Raw genomic sequence first — 15,273 nt, 5'->3', positions numbered from 1 at the left:
TCCGATCAGCGGACCGGTGTTGCGCACAGCGGTCCGGGGGCCTTAGCCTGGGCCGCAGCCGCTAGGAGGGGTGTGCGATGACCCATGACCTGCTCATCACCAACGCGCGAGTGGTGCGACCCGGGACAGCGGATCCCGTCCCGGCCGCCATCGCGGTCGACGGTGGCACCATCACCGCGATCGGGCCGCAGCTGCGACCCGAGGACGCCCGGGAGGTCGTCGACGCCCGAGGCCGGCTGGCCTTCCCCGGCGCCGTCGACGGCCACCAGCACTGGGGCATCTACAACCCGCTGGACGTCGACACCGACAGCGAGTCGCGGGCGTCGGCACAGGGCGGAGTGACCACCGGCCTGACCTACATGCGCACCGGCCAGTACTACCTCAACCGGGGCGGCAGCTACGCCGAGTTCTTCCCCGAGGTGCTCAAGCTCAGCCAGGACCGCTCGTACGTCGACTACGCGTTCCACCTCGCCCCCATGCAGGCCGGGCACATCGACGAGCTGGGCCAACTGGTCGACGACTTCGGGGTCTCCTCGTTCAAGATCTTCATGTTCTACGGCTCACACGGGCTGCACGGCCGCTCGGCCGACCAGTCGTCGTTCCTGATGACCCCGCCCGGCGAGCGCTACGACCTGGCACACTTCGAGTTCGTCATGCGGGGCGTGCAGCGGGTCCGCGCCGAACGGCCCGAGCTGGCCGACGGGATCAGCCTCTCGCTGCACTGCGAGACGGCCGAGATCATGGCCGCCTACACCAAGCTGGTCGAGGAGGCCGGCGATCTGAAGGGCCTGGCCGCATACAGCGCGTCACGGCCGGCACACTCGGAGGGGCTGGCCATCACCATGGCCTCGTACCTGGCCCACGAGACCGGCCTGCCGGCGATCAACCTGCTGCACCTGTCCGGCGAGAAGGCGATGTCCGCGGCGCTGCGGATGGCCCAGGCCTTCCCACACGTGGACTTCCGCCGCGAGGTCACCATCGGCCACCTGCTGGCCACCTACGACACCGCCGCCGGGCTGGGCGGCAAGGTCAACCCGCCGCTGCGGGCCGAGTCGGACCGGCTGGCGCTCTGGCAGGCGGTGCTGGACGGGCACGTCGACTGGGTGGTCTCCGACCACGCCTGCTGCCGCGACGAGGCCAAGTTCGGCACCGACCGCGACGACGTGTTCCTGGCCAAGTCCGGCTTCGGCGGGGCCGAGTACCTGCTGCCGGGTCTGATCACCGAGGGCCGGCGGCACGGCCTGCCGCTGGGCCGGGTCGCCGAGCTGCTCAGCGCCAACCCGGCCAAGCGCTACGGGCTCTGGCCACGCAAGGGCGACCTCGCGCCGGGCTTCGACGCCGACATCGTGCTCGTCGACCCGGACCGGACCTGGACGGTACGGGCCCAGGAGAGCGACTCCACCCAGGAGTACACCCCGTTCGAGGGTTTCGAGCTGACCGCCCGGGTCGACGAGGTCTGGCTGCGCGGCAACCGGATCCTGCGCGACGGCGCGGTGGTCGGCACCCCGACCGGCCGCTACCTGCGCCGCCCGGTCCGCGACTGACCCGGTCCCGGCCGGTCGGCCCACCCCGACCGGCCGGGACCGGCACCACACCTGGACACCCAACCCGCCCAGCGGCGGGCGACGGCTGGTCGGGGACGGCTAGTTGGGCGGCGCGCGTGGCAGGCTGATCGGGCGGCGGGGCGTGGGGGCGGCAAATATCTTGGAAAGGAATGTGCCCCTCCGGGGGCCGCTTTCTTCCAAGATCCCCCGCCTGCTGTCGACGCCTCGCAGACGAGAAACCGGGACGAGCGGGTGCAAGGTGGTTCGGTTGTGCGGCCAGCCACCGGGCTGGCTGGCCAACTCGGCCTCCCCATCGCCCCGCCTCCCGGCCCCCGACCTCCCCGCCCCTCCCCGCCCCAACCGGAGCGCCGCGCTCTCTCCGTACCCGAATGGGGTAGATCTTGGACACTTACCGTCCAAATAGAACGGTAAGTGTCCAAGATTCACCTCGGGGACCGCTTCGAGCGGTGGGTGGGCGTGGGGCGAGTGGGCAGTTGTGGGCGAGGAACGGGAGGAATGGGTGCAAAGTGGGGCGGTTGTTTGGTCAGCTCATTGCTGCCGCCCCTCGCGCAGCGGCACCCTGGGCAGGAGCGCTGCGTCAGCGGCCCGAGGTCGGGGCCACCAGCGCTGACCCACCCCGAGTCGAGACCAGCGTCGACCCCACCCGGGGCCCAGGCCACCAGCATCGACCCGACCCGAGGTCGGGGCCACCAGCATCGACCCGGCCCGAGGTCGGGGCCACCAGCATCGACCCGGCCCGAGGTCGGGGCCACCAACGTCGACCCCACCCGGGGCCCAGGCCACCAGCATCGACCCGGCCCGAGGTCGGGGCACCGGCGTTGACCGGCCCGAGGTGGGCAGCGGCGGGTCAGCGGCTGCCGTGATCCGCCGCGTGGCGGCCGGCGAGGAAGCCCAGGCCGAGGGCGGCCAGCAGACCGTTGCCGGCCAGGTAGCCGCCGGCACCGTGGCCGGAGATCCCGACGGCGGCGCCACCTGCGGCGTACAGGCCGGGCAACGGGGTCCCGCCGCGTAGCACCCGGGCGTGCCGGTCGACCAGGAGCCCGCCCTGGGTGTGGAAGAGCGCGCCGGTGACCCGGACCGCCGCGAACGGTGGCCGCAACGGGCCCGCCCACGTGGTACGGCCGAAGCGGTCGGCCCCGGCACCGGAGGCGGCGGCGTTCGCCTCGTTCATGGTGGCGGTCAACGCGTCCACCGGCAGCCCGGTGGCGGCGGCCAGTTGGGCCAGGTCGTCGGCCCAGCGCACCGCACCGGCCTCCACCACGTCGAGGTAGTCCTTGAATGCCAGGCAGGCCTGGTGGATCCGCTGGTCGTAGACGGCCCAGGCCCGGCCGCCGGGGCGGGCCAGCACCTTGACGGCGTACTCGGAGTAGCCGACCGTCTCGTCGCCGAAGCGCCGGCCGGCGGCGTCGGCCAACCAGCCGCCGTGCATGACCACCGCCCAGGTGAGCAGGATCGACTCCGGCACGGCCAGCGACCCGTGACCCTGGTACGCGTCGAGGCAGCCGGTGTCCAGGCCCAGCCGCTCGGCCAGGTGCAGCGCGTCGCCCCGGGAGGCCTCCCCGCCGTGGTAGACCCCGCCGGCGATCTCCGGCAGGTGCCGGCCGACCAGGTCGGCGTCGGCGGCGAAGCCGTTGGTGGCCAGCACCACGGCTGCCGTGTCGATCTCCTCCCGGCTGCCGTCGGGTCGTTGCAGCACGGCGGCGCGCACCGCGCCGCGCTCGTCGGTGCGCACGTCGACCAGCCGGGCCGGTACCACCAGGTGCAGGTCGTCCAGGTTCGCCGCGGCGTCCAGCAGCGCCCGGTGCAGGCTCGCCCCGGAGCGGTCCGGCACGCTGTGGCACCGGTACGCCGAGTGCCCGGGGTAGCTGAAGTCGGTGACCAGTTCCAGCGGTACCCCGCAGGCGTCGGCCAGCCAGTCGACCAGCTCGGCGGCGACGGTGGTGAGCGCGACCGCGACCACCGGGTCGGCCTGGCCGTGGGTCTTGGCCCGGATGTCGTCGAGGAACCGGGCCGGCGAGTCGGTGACCTGCGCCTCGGCCTGCCAGCGGGTGCCGGCGGCCGGGATCATCGAGGTGCTCATCGCGGTGTTGCTGCCCTGCCGGAAGGTCTCCCGCGCCTCGGCCAGCACCACCGTCCGGCCGGCCTGGGCGGCGGCGAGCGCGGCGGCGAGGCCGGCGCCACCGGCACCGGCCACCACCACGTCACAGTCGCTCACCCCGACACCGCCGACGCGGGGTCGCCCCACGGACCGACGGTGGTGTCCAGGTCGTAGAGGCGGGCGGCGTTGCGCCAGAGGATCTTCTCCCGGGCCTCGGCGTCGAGGAAGTCGGCGTCCCGGATCCAGTTCGCCGCCCCGCCCGGGTGGTCCCAGGCGAACGGGTGGTCGGTGCCGATGGTCAGCTGGTCCACCCCGACCCGTTCGACGACCAGTTCCAGGGCCCGGACGTCGTGCACCAGCACGTCGTAGAAGAGGTTGCCGGCGGCCAGGTACTCGCTGGGTGGCCGGGCCATGCTGCGCTGGGCCGCGCCGATCATGTGCCACCGGTGGTCGAAGCGGCCCAGCGAGTGGATCGCGATGCCGCCGCCGTGGGTGAAGCACATCCGCAGGTCGGGATGGCGGTCCAGCAGGCCGGAGTGGATCACCGACATCAGCCCGATGCTGGCCTCCACCGGCGCGGCGAAGGAACTCTCGAAGTAGTACCGGCTGAGCCGGTCGCCCGCGCCGAGCTTGTCGAAGAAGGCCGGGTGCACGTTCACCGTGACCCCGGCCTCGGCCATCGCCTCCAGCACCGGCAGGATCTGCGGATCGTCCAGGTTGCGGCCGTTGACCGCCGGGGTGATGACGAAGTGCCGCAGGCCCAGTTCCCGGACCGCGTGGTCCAGGGTGGCCAGGGCGGCGTCGCGGTCCTGCAGGGGCAGCTGGGCCAGCCCCCGGTAGCGTTGCGGCGCGGCGGCCTGCAACTCGGCCAGCTCGGTGTTGAGCTCCCGGCAGAAGGCCGCGCCCCGGGCCGCGTCGAGGTGGTAGTTGAACAGGAAGCCGGCGACCTGCACCGCTTCGAAGGCGATGCCCTGGGCGGCGGTCCGACCGGCGAGCCGGGCCGTCGGATCGTCCAGGTCGACCTCCGGCGGGTCGAAGGCCAGCACGGTACGCCCCAACGCGAAGGCCCGTTTCCCGTTGCCCTCGGTCAGCGCCCGCCAGCCGTACCAGTCCCGCCCGGCGCGACCGGCCGCGAGCAGCCCCCGGGGCCAGAAGTGGGTGTGCGTGTCGATCGCCGGTACGCTCATGCGGTTTTCACGATCTTGCCGTCCTGGACCAGGATCTCCCCGTCCACCTCGACGGTCGGGGTGAGCAGCAGCAGGTCGACGTGGATCGGGGCCTTGACCGTGCCGCCGACGACGCTGTTGCCGAGGGCGAAGTGGACGGTGCCTACCTGCTTCTTGTCCTCGGTGATGTTGCCGAGGAACCGGGCCGCCGGGTTGGTGCCGATGGACAGCTCGCCCAGGTTGTCGCCGTTCTCCACCCCGTCGATCATCTGGCGCAGCTCGTCGGCCTGTGCGCCGCCCTCGATCCGGACCGCCCGGCCGTCGGTGAAGTGCACCCGGATCGGCTCGCGCAGCTTGCCGAGCTGGTGGGCCGAGCCGTCGGCGACCAGCACGCCCTGCCCGGTGCCGGTGGCCGGCGCGCTCCACGCCTCGCCGCTGGGGTAGCTGGAGATCTGGCCGGGCTCCCGGGCGAAGGACGCCCCGACGCCGCAGGTGACCCCCTCCAGCGAGGCGGTCAGGTCGGAGCCCTGGGCGGAGGTGATGCGCATCCGGGAGCCGGCGGTGATCGCGTCGGAGAGTGGCTTGGTGATCCGGTAGACCTCCTCGTAGTCGGCCACCCCGGCCCCACCGGTCAGCTCGGCCCGGGTCACCCCGGTCATCACGATGGCCCGCGCGCCCCGGTTGAGGGCCTGCTTCAGCTCCGGGGTGAAGCTCAGCGCGGTCGAGGTCGGCGAGATGATCACGTCGGCGCCGGCCAGGGCGGCTGCCATCACCGTGTTGGCCGGCTCGCCGGCGCGGACCCGGGCCGGCTGCACCACCAGGGTGCCCTCGGCCCCGGCGGAGGCGACGGCGGCCAGCAGCGCGTCCACCACCGCCTGGTCGGAGTTGTGGTCGGCGGCGATCAGCACCTGCTCGCCGGGGCGTACCGCGAGGGAGGTGTCGACGACGTTGCGGGCGGCCTTGGCGACCTGGAGTGCGGCCCAGTCGGTCATGCGTGGTCCTCTCGCAGCAGGGTCGCGCCGGCCTTGGTGGTCCAGCCACGTTGGAAGGTGAACGCGTCGACGATCTCCAGCGGCTGGAAGCCGTCGAGGTCCTCGTTGAACGCGTCGGTCTTGATCTCCACGCCGCCGGTGCCCCGCCAGGCGTCGATGGTGGTGGCCCGGTCCAGGTCGAGGGCGAACAACTGCCGCTGGTCGGCCACGTCCGGGCTGGGCGACGGGATGTGCCGGTAGGTGTAGACGCGGTGGCCGTGCGAGGGGATCGCGTCGTCGTCGATCTTCTCGGTGAGCTGGATGTCGACGTTGAAGATCCGGTGACTGAACCGGTCGACGGTGCCGCGCAGCCGGGTACCGGGCCCGACCGGGCCGAGCGCCGGGTTGGCCGGCTGGATCTTCGTCTTGTGGATCAGGCCCTGCTTCTTGGCGAAGCCCATGTAGTGGCCGAAGACCACCGACCAGTCCTCGCTGACCCAGATGAAGGCGCTGAACCGGCCGGGCTGCCCCTGGTAGGTGCAGTAGAGGCCGAGGATGCCCTCCTGGTACTGGGAGGCCTGCGGCTCAACCCAGGCCTGGTCGGGCTGGCTCTCGCTGACCTTGACCATGTCGGCCACGTACGCGTAGGCGAGCGCGTCCGGGTGCAGTTCGAGCCCGTCGGGCAGGTACGCCCGGGCCTTGTCCGGGTCGACCCGGTAGACGACCTGGATCGCATCGGCGCTGATGTGGTGCGGCGGCGGGTCGACGAGCGCCGCTCGGCCGGTCGGGGAGAGTGGATTGCCGAACCCTCGGAGCGTGGACATGTCTATCCTTCCGCTGAGCGAAACGCCGTTCCAGAAAAACTAGGCGTGATCGTCGAACCCTGTCAAGGGCGGCCCACCGCCGCCACCAGCACCTTCAGCCCAGAGTCGAGCCGCCTGCGTCGCCGGAACCGGCGACCGAAGTCCGCCCGTCGCCGGAACCGGCGACCGAACTCCGCGCGCCGTCCAGGAAGGCCGCGGCGTTCTCCCGGACGACCATGTCCTTCTCCCGGCTGGTCAGGAAGGGCTGCTCGGCGATCCAGCGCACCGCGCCGATCTCGGGGATGTCCCCGCCGTACGGGTGGTCGGTGCCGATCACCACCCGGTCGGTGCCGACCCGTTCCACCAGCAGCTGCAACGCGCGCTCGTCGTGCACCAGGCAGTCGTAGTGGAACCGCCGCAGGTAGCGGTCCGGGGCCTCGGCCAGCAGCCCGCTGTCGCGCCCCTGCAGGTAGCGCAGGTTGAGCCGGCCGATGCCGTAGGGCAGCCAACCGCCGCCGTGTGAGCAGCAGATCCGCGCCTGCGGGTACCTGTCCAGCAGCCCGGAGTAGATGAGCGAGGCCAGCGCCAGGCCGGCCTCCAGCGGCACCCCGACGGAGTTGTCGAACATGTGCCGGCAGGTGCGCTCCCGTCCGGCCCGGGTGTACCAGTTGGCGTGGATGACGATCGCCGCCCCGGCCGCCAGCACCTGCTCCAGGATGCCGACCACCTTCGGGTCGTCGAGGTTGGCGTCCTCGACGTTGGTGCCGATGCTGAACGCGTACAGGCCGAGGTCCTTGACCGCGTGGTCGAGCACCCGCAGCGCGGCGTCGTGGTCCTGCAACGGCAGCAGGCCCAGGCCGGTGAAGGACCCGCCGGAGGCGGCCTGGGCGTCGGCCAGGTCGGCGTTGACGTCGCGGCAGTACGCCTCGGCCTCGGCGGCCGGCAGCTCGTACCCCCAGAGGAAGACCGGGACCATGGCCGCCTCGCGGACGATGCCCTCGGCGGCCCGGCGTTCGCGGCGCTCGGTCAGGTCGGTGCGGAACAGGTCGACCGGGGCCGGGGCGTCGCGGTCGCCGGCCACGATCCGGGGCGTGGCGGCGGTCAGGTCGGAGTCCCAGGCGTGCCAGCGACGGCCCGCCCGGACAGCGGTGGCGAACTCCCGGGGCCACCAGTGGCTGTGCAGGTCGACGGCCTGACCAGGTCGATGCATTGCGAACACCCCTCTTGTTCCGTATGACGAAACGGTGTTTCATAACGTAGCGCAGCTGACGGGGTCGGGACAGGGCCGAGACGACGACCGGGAGACGTGACCATGACTTTCACCTACGGCAGCGACGTGATGGTGGCGCTGCTCCAGCGCCTGGGAATCCGCTACGTGGCCGCCAACCCGGGCGCCTCCTTCCGGGGCCTGCACGACTCGTTGACCACCGCCGGCCAACCCGAGCTGATCTCGGCGCTGCACGAGGGCGTGGCCATCGCCATCGCCCACGGCTACGCCAAGGCCTCCGGCGAGATGATGGCCGCCGCCGTACACAACCTGGTAGGCCTGCAGAACGCCACGATGGCGACCTTCAACGCGTACGCCGACCACGCGCCGATCCTGGTCCTCGGCGGCTCCGGACCGGCCGACCAGGCCCACCGCCGCCCCTGGATCGACTGGGTGCACACCGCCAACCAGCAGGGCCAGGTGGTCCGTGACGTGGTCAAGTGGGACGCCGAACCGGCCTCCATCGAGGCCGTGCCGGACCTGCTGCTGCGCGCCCACCAGCTGGCCGCGGCCCAACCCCAGGGCCCGACGTACGTCGCCCTCGACGCCCTGCTGCAGGAACGCCCCGCGCCCCCGATCGACCTCGGCGACTGGGGACCGGCCCCGATCGCCGCGCCCACCGCGCCACTGGACCGCCTCGAAGCCGTCGCCGACCTGCTGCTCGGCGCGGAGTCCCCGGTGATCCTGGCCGACCACGTCGGGCGCAGCCGGGCCGGCTTCGACGCGCTGCGCCGGCTCGCCGAGACCCTCGCCGCGCCCGTGGTCGACCTGGGCGGGCGACACAACTTCCCCACCGGCCACTGGGCCGACTGCACCGGCGACCGGGCCGGCCGGCTCGCCGAGGCCGACGTGATCCTCGCCCTGGACTGCCGCGACGTGCGCTGGGCGCTGTCGCGGGTCGACAACGTCAAACGCGGCCACCACATGCTCTCCCGCCCCGACGCCCGGCTCGCGGTGATCACCCTCAACGACCTCAAGCACAACGGCTTCCTCGACCTGGAACCGCCGATCCGGGCCCACGAGCACCTGCTCGCCGACACCGCCGTGGCCCTGCCGGTCCTGGCCGACCTGGTCGACGAGCGGGTGGCCGCCCGCCGCGACGCCGTCGCCGCCCGCAGAAAGTGGCTGACCGGCCACACCGCCGGCCTGCGCGCCGCCCTCGGCGCACCACCGGAGTCACCCACCGGCGGCATCTCCGAGGGGGTACTCGCCGCCGCCACCTACGACGCGGTCCGCGACGGCCCCTGGCAGATCGGCTTCAACATGTTCCGGGGCTGGCCCCGGCGTACCTGGGACATGGTCGACTACAACTGCCACCTGGGCGGCTCCGGCGGCGGCGGGCTCGGCTTCGGCGCCGGCGGCACGATCGGCGCGGCGCTGCACCACCGCGACGACGACACCGTCGTGGTCGGGCTGCAACCCGACGGCGACCTGCTCTACACCCCGCAGGCGCTCTGGACCGCCGCCCACCACCAGATCCCGGTCCTCATGGTGGTGGTCGACAACCGCAGCTACGGCGCCGACTGGCTGCACCAGAAACGGGTCGTCGACACCCGCGGCGGCGACCTGGAACGGGCCCGCCACGGCATGGACCTGACCGGCCCGCACGTCGACCACGCCGCGATGGCCCGCGCCCAGGGCGTCGAGGCGTTCGGCCCGGTCGAGGACCGCGCCGCGCTGCCCGGCGTGCTCGCCGAGGCCGTCAAGGCCGTCCGTGGTGGCAACCCCGTCCTGGTCGACGTGGTCGTCGACCTGCCCGTCGCGACCGAGAGCTGAGGACATGCCCGACTCCCCCACCCCCGCCGACCGGTTCGCCGCCGTGCTGGCCGCCACCGACCTGCCGGTGCACGCCGCCGGAGTCTGGGACGGCCTCAGCGCCACGCTGGCCGCCCAGGCCGGATTCCGCTGCCTGTTCGCCTCCGGCTTCGCCGTCTCGGCCTCACTCGGCCTGCCCGACGCCGACCTCTACACCCGCGCCGACATGACCCGCGCCGTCCAGGTCGCCACCCGCGCCTCCGGGCTGCCGGTCATCGCCGACCTGGACACCGGCTGGGGCAACGCGGTGAACACCTTCCACGCCGCCCGCGACTTCGAACAGGCCGGCGCGGCGGCGCTGATGCTGGAGGACCAGATATCGCCGAAACCCGGCCCGCTCAGCGAACAGTCCGGCGTCGCCCTGGTACCCCTGCCGCAGGCCGCCGCCAAGGTACGCGCCTGCGTCGACGCCCGGCACGACCCACGTACCGCCGTGGTGGCCCGGACCAACGCCGACACCGTCGACGAGGTGCTGCGCCGCGCCGAGGCGTACGCGACGGCCGGGGCGGACGTCATCTTCCCGATGCGCCACGACGAGACGTTCCCCTTCGAGGCGTGGCAGGCCGCCCGCGAGGCAGGTGGCGGCCGGCCGCTGGCCGCAGCCGTCGCCCCGGGCAGCTGGCTGGAGCGGGAACTCACCGACGAGATCGCCCGCGAACTGGGCATCGCCGTGGTCATCTACGGCCTGCAGGGGCTGCTGCACACCGCCCGTACCCTCGCCGGGGCGTACAGCGGACTGCTCACCGACCCGGCGGCGGTGGCCCGCGACGGGGTTCCGCTGCGCGAGTTCACCCGGGCCATCGGCTACGCCGAGGTCGAGCGGCTGCGCACCGCGTACCTCGGTGGGGACGCCGGATGAGCGCGACGCAGCCGGGGCGCGGTAGGCGGCCGGACGGCGCGGTGCGGGCCGGGCACGGTGGGTCGCCGGATGGCGCGGCGCGGGCGGGTGACCGCGCGCGGTCGGGGTTCGGTGGGCCGGTGCTGGCGGCCGCGCACGAGTTGATCGCGCCGTTGGACGACGCGCAGATCGCGCAGATCCGGGCCGCCGCCGCACCCGACGAGGTGCTGGTCGCCCGGGACCGCGCCGAACAGCTGCGGTACGCCCCCGACGCGGTGGTGCTCTTCGGCGACGTCCAACCGGAGGTGCTCGACGCCGCGCCGAAGCTGCGGTGGGTACAGTCGGTAGGCGCCGGCGTCGACCGGATCGCCCGGCACCTGGGCGACCGGGACGTCCGGCTGGTCTCGGCCAAGGGCGGCATCGTCGGGGCGCACCTGGCCGAACACGCCTTCGCCCTGCTGCTGGCCCTGACCCGGGGCATCGCGGCGAGCCTGCGCGAACCGGCCTGGACCGACCCGCACCGCATCGAGATCCGGGCCCGGCAGTGGGAGTTCACCGACCGGACCATGCTGGTCGTCGGGTACGGCGGCGCGGGCCGGGCGGTCGCCCGACGGGCCCGGGGCTTCGAGTTCGCCCGGATCGTCGCCGTGGAACCGGAGTCCGTCGAACCGGGCCCCGACGTCGACGAGCTGATCGCCCCGGACCGCCTCGACGAGGTGCTGCCCACCGCCGATGTCGTGGTGCTCACCGTGCCGCTGACCCCGGCCACCCGACAGCTGCTCGACGCCCGCCGGATCGCCACCATGAAACCCGGCGCGATCGTGGTCAACGTCAGTCGGGGCGGGCTGATCGACGAGGCGGCGCTGCGGGACGCACTCGTCGACGGCCGGCTCGGCGGTGCCGGCCTGGACGTGGTGGTCGACGAACCCCTGGCCGCCGACGATCCACTCTGGCACCTGCCGAACGTGGTGGTCACCCCGCACATCGCCGGCGGTTCGCCCCGTCGGGCGGAACGGGTGGTCGACCAGTTCTGCGCCAACCTGCACCACTGGCGTGCCGGGGAGCCCCTGCTCGGCGAGTACGACCTCACCAAGGGCTACTGACCCGAGCCTTCCGATGATCGACTCGGTTGGGCAGATATGGCGGTGTCCGAGGCAGGTTGATACCGCCACTTCCACCCAACCGAGTCGATCAACCCCGCGCGCGGGGGAGCAGGTCGACCAGAAAATCCCGGTACGAATCCAGCCGGGGTCACCCCCGCGTGCGCGGGGAGCAGGGCGGGGCTCATGATGTGGCTGCCAGGTCGACGGGATCACCCCCGCGTGCGCGGGGAGCAGGGACGGCCCGGCTTGGTGCTCCCCTCCGTCTGGGGATCACCCCCGCGTGCGCGGGGAGCAGCCCTCCATCGCGCCCCACTCGACGCGGCGTACGGGATCACCCCCGCGTGCGCGGGGAGCAGGTGCACCGTGGCGCGCTGACCTACGGGCACAGCGGATCACCCCCGCGTGCGCGGGGAGCAGGGCACGCCGGCTCAGGCGATGTACGTCGACTCGGGATCACCCCCGCGTGCGCGGGGAGCAGGGCGTTGGCCTTGGCCTCCGCCGCGAAAAGGACGGATCACCCCCGCATGCGCGGGGAGCAGCCAGCTGTCGATGATGTCGGGGTGGTAACCGAGGGATCACCCCCGCGTGCGCGGGGAGCAGTCCGGGGTGTGTCCGGAGCAGCAGGGGCACCGGGGATCACCCCCGCGTGCGCGGGGAGCAGTGGATGGACCCCGAACCCAACACTGTGGAGAGGGGATCACCCCCGCGTGCGCGGGGAGCAGTTCCAGAAGGTCGCCGCGTCCTCGTCGCCGGCGGGATCACCCCCGCGTGCGCGGGGAGCAGTACGGCCAGCCGGGCTGTCCAGCCATCACCCCAGGATCACCCCCGCGTGCGCGGGGAGCAGGGACCCAGCAAGCGCCACATCGCGTCAGAGCTGGGATCACCCCCGCGTGCGCGGGGAGCAGGGGTCCGCCGGGCTGTCGTGCATCCAAGACCCCGGATCACCCCCGCGTGCGCGGGGAGCAGCCCACCAAGCTGCGGGAGGTCATCGACTTCCGGGGATCACCCCCGCGTGCGCGGGGAGCAGGTCGTCCTCGGCACCACCCGCTGCACCCGACACGGATCACCCCCGCGTGCGCGGGGAGCAGACGATCGACGCGAGCGCCCTGGACATCGGGTGGGGATCACCCCCGCGTGCGCGGGGAGCAGTGCGCGTGGTGGCGGGCGTCCCGGTCCCGCTGCGGATCACCCCCGCGTGCGCGGGGAGCAGACGGCGGCCATGTTCGCCAGCCGCTGCTGCCGGGGATCACCCCCGCGTGCGCGGGGAGCAGTCGCAGGAGCGATGGAAGGGCACCCGGCGGGCGGGATCACCCCCGCGTGCGCGGGGAGCAGCCCTCGGAGGAAACCATGCCCCTCACCTACACCGGATCACCCCCGCGTGCGCGGGGAGCAGTTGGGCACCCCGGGCCAGTGGTGCTCCAGCACCGGATCACCCCCGCGTGCGCGGGGAGCAGGCGTCCGGATGCATCATCCGACCCAGAACTGCCGGATCACCCCCGCGTGCGCGGGGAGCAGGTGGTCGCGGAGTTTGACGGCGAGCCGGTGGAGGGATCACCCCCGCGTGCGCGGGGAGCAGACTTGTTGACCTGGGGCAGTGTAGATCAACTACCGCGTTTTTCTTCACTTTGATTCGGGTTGGGGTCGGGTGGCCCTTCCGTCCTACGACCGAATCGACGGCGCTTTGATGCCTTGCTCCAACCTTGGGGCGCGGCCGGGTTGTAGCTTCGCCGCGCGCTGGGACGGCGCATCAGGGTGATGCCGTCGAAGTCTGCTGGTTCCCAGTGGTGGTCGTGCACCTCGAAGGTGAGGCGCTGCTCCCCCGGCTGCTGGTAGACGAGCAATGCGCGTCCCTGTCCGGCCATCTCCACGACCTTGGACCACAGGCGCTGCCGGATCCGGCTGTTGACGTGTCCGACGTACACGCCGGCGGAGATTTCCAGGAGCCATTGAGTGAGGTGACCGCGAAGGCCCTCGGGACAGGCGGTGAGGATGATGACGGTCATCAGAAGTCTACGTCCGCGCTGTGGTTGCGACTGCCGGCAAGCTCGTAGCCTTCGTCGTCCCAGAGCCGTACGACGTCGGTACCGGCGTCCTCGTCAAGCAGCTCGTGGTCGATCGGCCCCGCCGTGCTGTCGGTGAGAAGGAGATTTCTGATGTCCTGTACACACCGGTTCAGAAGCGCGCCGTCGTGGACCCGGTTGCGGACGGCTCGGCGGGTGTCCGCGCTGATGTCCGTCGACTCGCCAGCCACGACATCGAACGCCACCGGGATGGTGATCTCGGCCTTGTAGAGGTCCGCGATGTCGTAGACGAAGGACCGTTCGTGGCCGGTGTGTACGAAGCCAAGGCCGGGTGAGGCACCGATGGCGACGATGACGGCGTGCACGACGCCGTACAGGCAGGCATGTGCTGCCGACAGTGCCTGGTTGACGGGGTCGCTGCCGGTGAAGTCGTCAGGGTCGTACTCCCGGTTGTTCCACGCGACCCCGGTCCGCAGGGCGTGTTCGCGGTAGCAGCGGCGGACCCGGGCACCTTCCTTGCCACGCAACTGTTGCATCGTGAGCCGGCTGGTGTCCTCGCCCGGAAATCGCATGCGGTACATCGCCCGGGCTACTTGGAGCCGCCGGTCGCGGTGCGAGACGGCGGTGGCCTGGGCGACGAGGAGCCGGCTGGATCGGGCAAGCGTACGGCCGTGGGCGTAGTACCTGACGCCGTGTTCGCCGACCCAGACGACGGTGGCACCGTTGTCGGCGATCAACATCATCGCCTGTTGCGTGATGCTGGTGCCGGGGCCGAGCATCAGGACCGAGAGGGTGGCCGCCGGCATGTGGACGACCCCCTTCTCGTCGGTGGCGGTGATCGCGTTGCTGTCCCGGTGGATGACGCACCGTTCCAGGTAGACGAAGCTGATCCGGTCCTGAACCCGGTTGAGTTCCGACAGTTCAGCCGGTGGGACGCCGGGGATCTTCACGGGGTCGCCGGCGCGAGGGTCATCAGTCCGCAGCCGTAGGCACGGGCGTGTCCGATGCCTCGGGTGAGGACCGCGCGGAGCAGGGTCGGGTCCTCGACTTCGAGGACACCGTCGTAGGTGACGGTGGCCAGGGTGACGGGTTTCGGTCCCTGGTTCCGGGCGAAGCGGTGGACCTGGTGGTTGTACGTGACGAGGTTCAGTTCCCCGTCGGTCTGCCGGACGACGTTGAACCCGTTTCGCTGGGCGCGCGTGGTCAGCCACTCCGTCTGCTGCGCGGGTGTGACGTGTCCGAACCTTTGCGTCGACGGTCTGTCCTTGTTTCGCCGTCCGTTTCTGACGGGGTTCGCGGTGAGCCGGAAGGACCACCGTTGCCCCTTGTCAAGGGAGTCGAGGAGGCGGTCGTACGGGCGGGTTTCCCAGGACTCGGCGCTGGTGGGCCAGCCGGCCTGCTCGACCAGGTGGGTGAGGTCCGGTGCGGTCGGACTGACGACGTAGAGCAGGACCTGCTGGTTCCGGTTCTGGTCGAGACGCCAGAGGGTGCGGGCGTCCTCGCGGGTGTGGTCCTCGGGGCGAGGGAAGCCGGCCAGGACGGCGGCGTGCATCGCCTGTGGGGAGGCGAGAAGTTTCCGTGCGTCACGCCGTGCGGCGTTCACTCGGAATCGGGTGAGGTACATCG

At 72.2% G+C, this 15,273-nt stretch carries 12 protein-coding genes and 1 CRISPR repeat array; of the genes, 4 read left to right on the top strand and 8 right to left on the bottom strand.

Going from position 1 to position 15,273, the window contains the following annotated elements; translation table 11 throughout:
* The first annotated feature begins 77 nt into the window (after positions 1-77).
* On the top strand, positions 78-1,544 hold the full coding sequence (locus tag ACN28G_RS10830) for a dihydroorotase (protein ID WP_091438178.1): 1,467 nt from the start codon (positions 78-80) through the stop codon (positions 1,542-1,544).
* Positions 1,545-2,412: 868 nt separating this feature from the next.
* Here ACN28G_RS10830 and ACN28G_RS10825 read toward each other — a convergent pair.
* From ACN28G_RS10825 to ACN28G_RS10805, 5 genes are all read right to left on the bottom strand, one after another.
* Positions 2,413-3,780 carry an FAD-dependent oxidoreductase gene (locus tag ACN28G_RS10825; RefSeq protein ID WP_421479027.1) on the bottom strand — a complete coding sequence of 456 codons (1,368 nt, stop codon included), beginning with the start codon at positions 3,778-3,780 and terminating at the stop codon, positions 2,413-2,415.
* Complete coding sequence (locus ACN28G_RS10820) at positions 3,777-4,850, bottom strand: amidohydrolase family protein (RefSeq protein ID WP_091438175.1); 1,074 nt, start codon at positions 4,848-4,850, stop codon at positions 3,777-3,779. The genes ACN28G_RS10825 and ACN28G_RS10820 overlap by 4 nt, the downstream gene beginning before the upstream one ends.
* Positions 4,847-5,821 (bottom strand): aminopeptidase, encoded by a 975-nt coding sequence (locus ACN28G_RS10815; RefSeq protein WP_421479026.1) that lies wholly within the window; start codon positions 5,819-5,821, stop codon positions 4,847-4,849. The genes ACN28G_RS10820 and ACN28G_RS10815 overlap by 4 nt, the downstream gene beginning before the upstream one ends.
* Complete coding sequence (locus tag ACN28G_RS10810) at positions 5,818-6,624, bottom strand: acetoacetate decarboxylase family protein (RefSeq protein ID WP_091438168.1); 807 nt, start codon at positions 6,622-6,624, stop codon at positions 5,818-5,820. The genes ACN28G_RS10815 and ACN28G_RS10810 overlap by 4 nt, the downstream gene beginning before the upstream one ends.
* A gap of 94 nt (positions 6,625-6,718) precedes the next feature.
* Positions 6,719-7,813, bottom strand: a complete 1,095-nt coding sequence (locus ACN28G_RS10805; protein WP_421479025.1) for an amidohydrolase family protein — start codon at positions 7,811-7,813, stop codon at positions 6,719-6,721.
* A 102-nt stretch (positions 7,814-7,915) separates the two neighbouring features.
* Here ACN28G_RS10805 and ACN28G_RS10800 point away from each other — a divergent pair, with 102 nt between their 5' ends.
* Genes ACN28G_RS10800 through ACN28G_RS10790 form a run of 3 tightly spaced genes read left to right on the top strand, consistent with a single transcriptional unit; the run spans position 7,916 to position 11,626 of the window.
* Entirely contained in the window at positions 7,916-9,646 is a 1,731-nt protein-coding gene (locus ACN28G_RS10800; protein ID WP_139135679.1) for a thiamine pyrophosphate-binding protein, read from the top strand.
* A gap of 4 nt (positions 9,647-9,650) precedes the next feature.
* Complete coding sequence (locus ACN28G_RS10795; protein ID WP_421479024.1) at positions 9,651-10,544, top strand: isocitrate lyase/PEP mutase family protein; 894 nt, start codon at positions 9,651-9,653, stop codon at positions 10,542-10,544.
* The gene (locus tag ACN28G_RS10790; RefSeq protein ID WP_421479023.1) at positions 10,541-11,626 is read left to right on the top strand and encodes a D-2-hydroxyacid dehydrogenase; all 1,086 of its coding nucleotides are present in this window, start codon (positions 10,541-10,543) and stop codon (positions 11,624-11,626) included. Before ACN28G_RS10795 ends, ACN28G_RS10790 begins: the two co-directional genes overlap by 4 nt.
* Positions 11,627-11,771: 145 nt before the next feature.
* Positions 11,772-13,202: direct repeats of the CRISPR family, unit length 28 nt; unit sequence GGATCACCCCCGCGTGCGCGGGGAGCAG.
* Between the two features lie 25 nt (positions 13,203-13,227).
* On the opposite strand, the gene cas2e is transcribed toward ACN28G_RS10790, so the two are convergent.
* Genes cas2e through cas6e form a run of 3 tightly spaced genes read right to left on the bottom strand, consistent with a single transcriptional unit; the run spans position 13,228 to position 15,271 of the window.
* Positions 13,228-13,629: a type I-E CRISPR-associated endoribonuclease Cas2e gene (gene cas2e, locus ACN28G_RS10785; protein ID WP_421479022.1), complete on the bottom strand. Its 402-nt coding sequence runs from the start codon at positions 13,627-13,629 to the stop codon at positions 13,228-13,230.
* Complete coding sequence (gene cas1e / locus ACN28G_RS10780) at positions 13,629-14,597, bottom strand: type I-E CRISPR-associated endonuclease Cas1e (protein ID WP_421479021.1); 969 nt, start codon at positions 14,595-14,597, stop codon at positions 13,629-13,631. The genes cas2e and cas1e overlap by 1 nt, the downstream gene beginning before the upstream one ends.
* Complete coding sequence (gene cas6e, locus ACN28G_RS10775) at positions 14,594-15,271, bottom strand: type I-E CRISPR-associated protein Cas6/Cse3/CasE (RefSeq protein ID WP_421479020.1); 678 nt, start codon at positions 15,269-15,271, stop codon at positions 14,594-14,596. Before cas6e ends, cas1e begins: the two co-directional genes overlap by 4 nt.
* Between the last annotated feature and the right edge of the window lie 2 nt (positions 15,272-15,273).

Source organism: Micromonospora sp. WMMA1923, assembly GCF_049179195.1.
In the GTDB taxonomy this organism is placed as follows: domain Bacteria; phylum Actinomycetota; class Actinomycetes; order Mycobacteriales; family Micromonosporaceae; genus Micromonospora; species Micromonospora yangpuensis.
Note: the sequence above shows the minus strand (reverse complement) of the source record. Positions and strands in the feature narration are given on the sequence as shown.

What these genes read in the sequence shown, in the direction of transcription:
- ACN28G_RS10830 (WP_091438178.1), top strand. Translation starts at nt 78, where the DNA reads ATGACCCATGACCTGCTCATCACCAACGCGCGAGTGGTGCGACCCGGG.
- ACN28G_RS10820 (WP_091438175.1), bottom strand. Translation starts at nt 4,850, where the DNA reads ATGAGCGTACCGGCGATCGACACGCACACCCACTTCTGGCCCCGGGGG.
- ACN28G_RS10815 (WP_421479026.1), bottom strand. Translation starts at nt 5,821, where the DNA reads ATGACCGACTGGGCCGCACTCCAGGTCGCCAAGGCCGCCCGCAACGTC.
- ACN28G_RS10810 (WP_091438168.1), bottom strand. Translation starts at nt 6,624, where the DNA reads ATGTCCACGCTCCGAGGGTTCGGCAATCCACTCTCCCCGACCGGCCGA.
- ACN28G_RS10805 (WP_421479025.1), bottom strand. Translation starts at nt 7,813, where the DNA reads ATGCATCGACCTGGTCAGGCCGTCGACCTGCACAGCCACTGGTGGCCC.
- ACN28G_RS10800 (WP_139135679.1), top strand. Translation starts at nt 7,916, where the DNA reads ATGACTTTCACCTACGGCAGCGACGTGATGGTGGCGCTGCTCCAGCGC.
- ACN28G_RS10795 (WP_421479024.1), top strand. Translation starts at nt 9,651, where the DNA reads ATGCCCGACTCCCCCACCCCCGCCGACCGGTTCGCCGCCGTGCTGGCC.
- ACN28G_RS10790 (WP_421479023.1), top strand. Translation starts at nt 10,541, where the DNA reads ATGAGCGCGACGCAGCCGGGGCGCGGTAGGCGGCCGGACGGCGCGGTG.
- cas2e (WP_421479022.1), bottom strand. Translation starts at nt 13,629, where the DNA reads ATGACCGTCATCATCCTCACCGCCTGTCCCGAGGGCCTTCGCGGTCAC.
- cas6e (WP_421479020.1), bottom strand. Translation starts at nt 15,271, where the DNA reads ATGTACCTCACCCGATTCCGAGTGAACGCCGCACGGCGTGACGCACGG.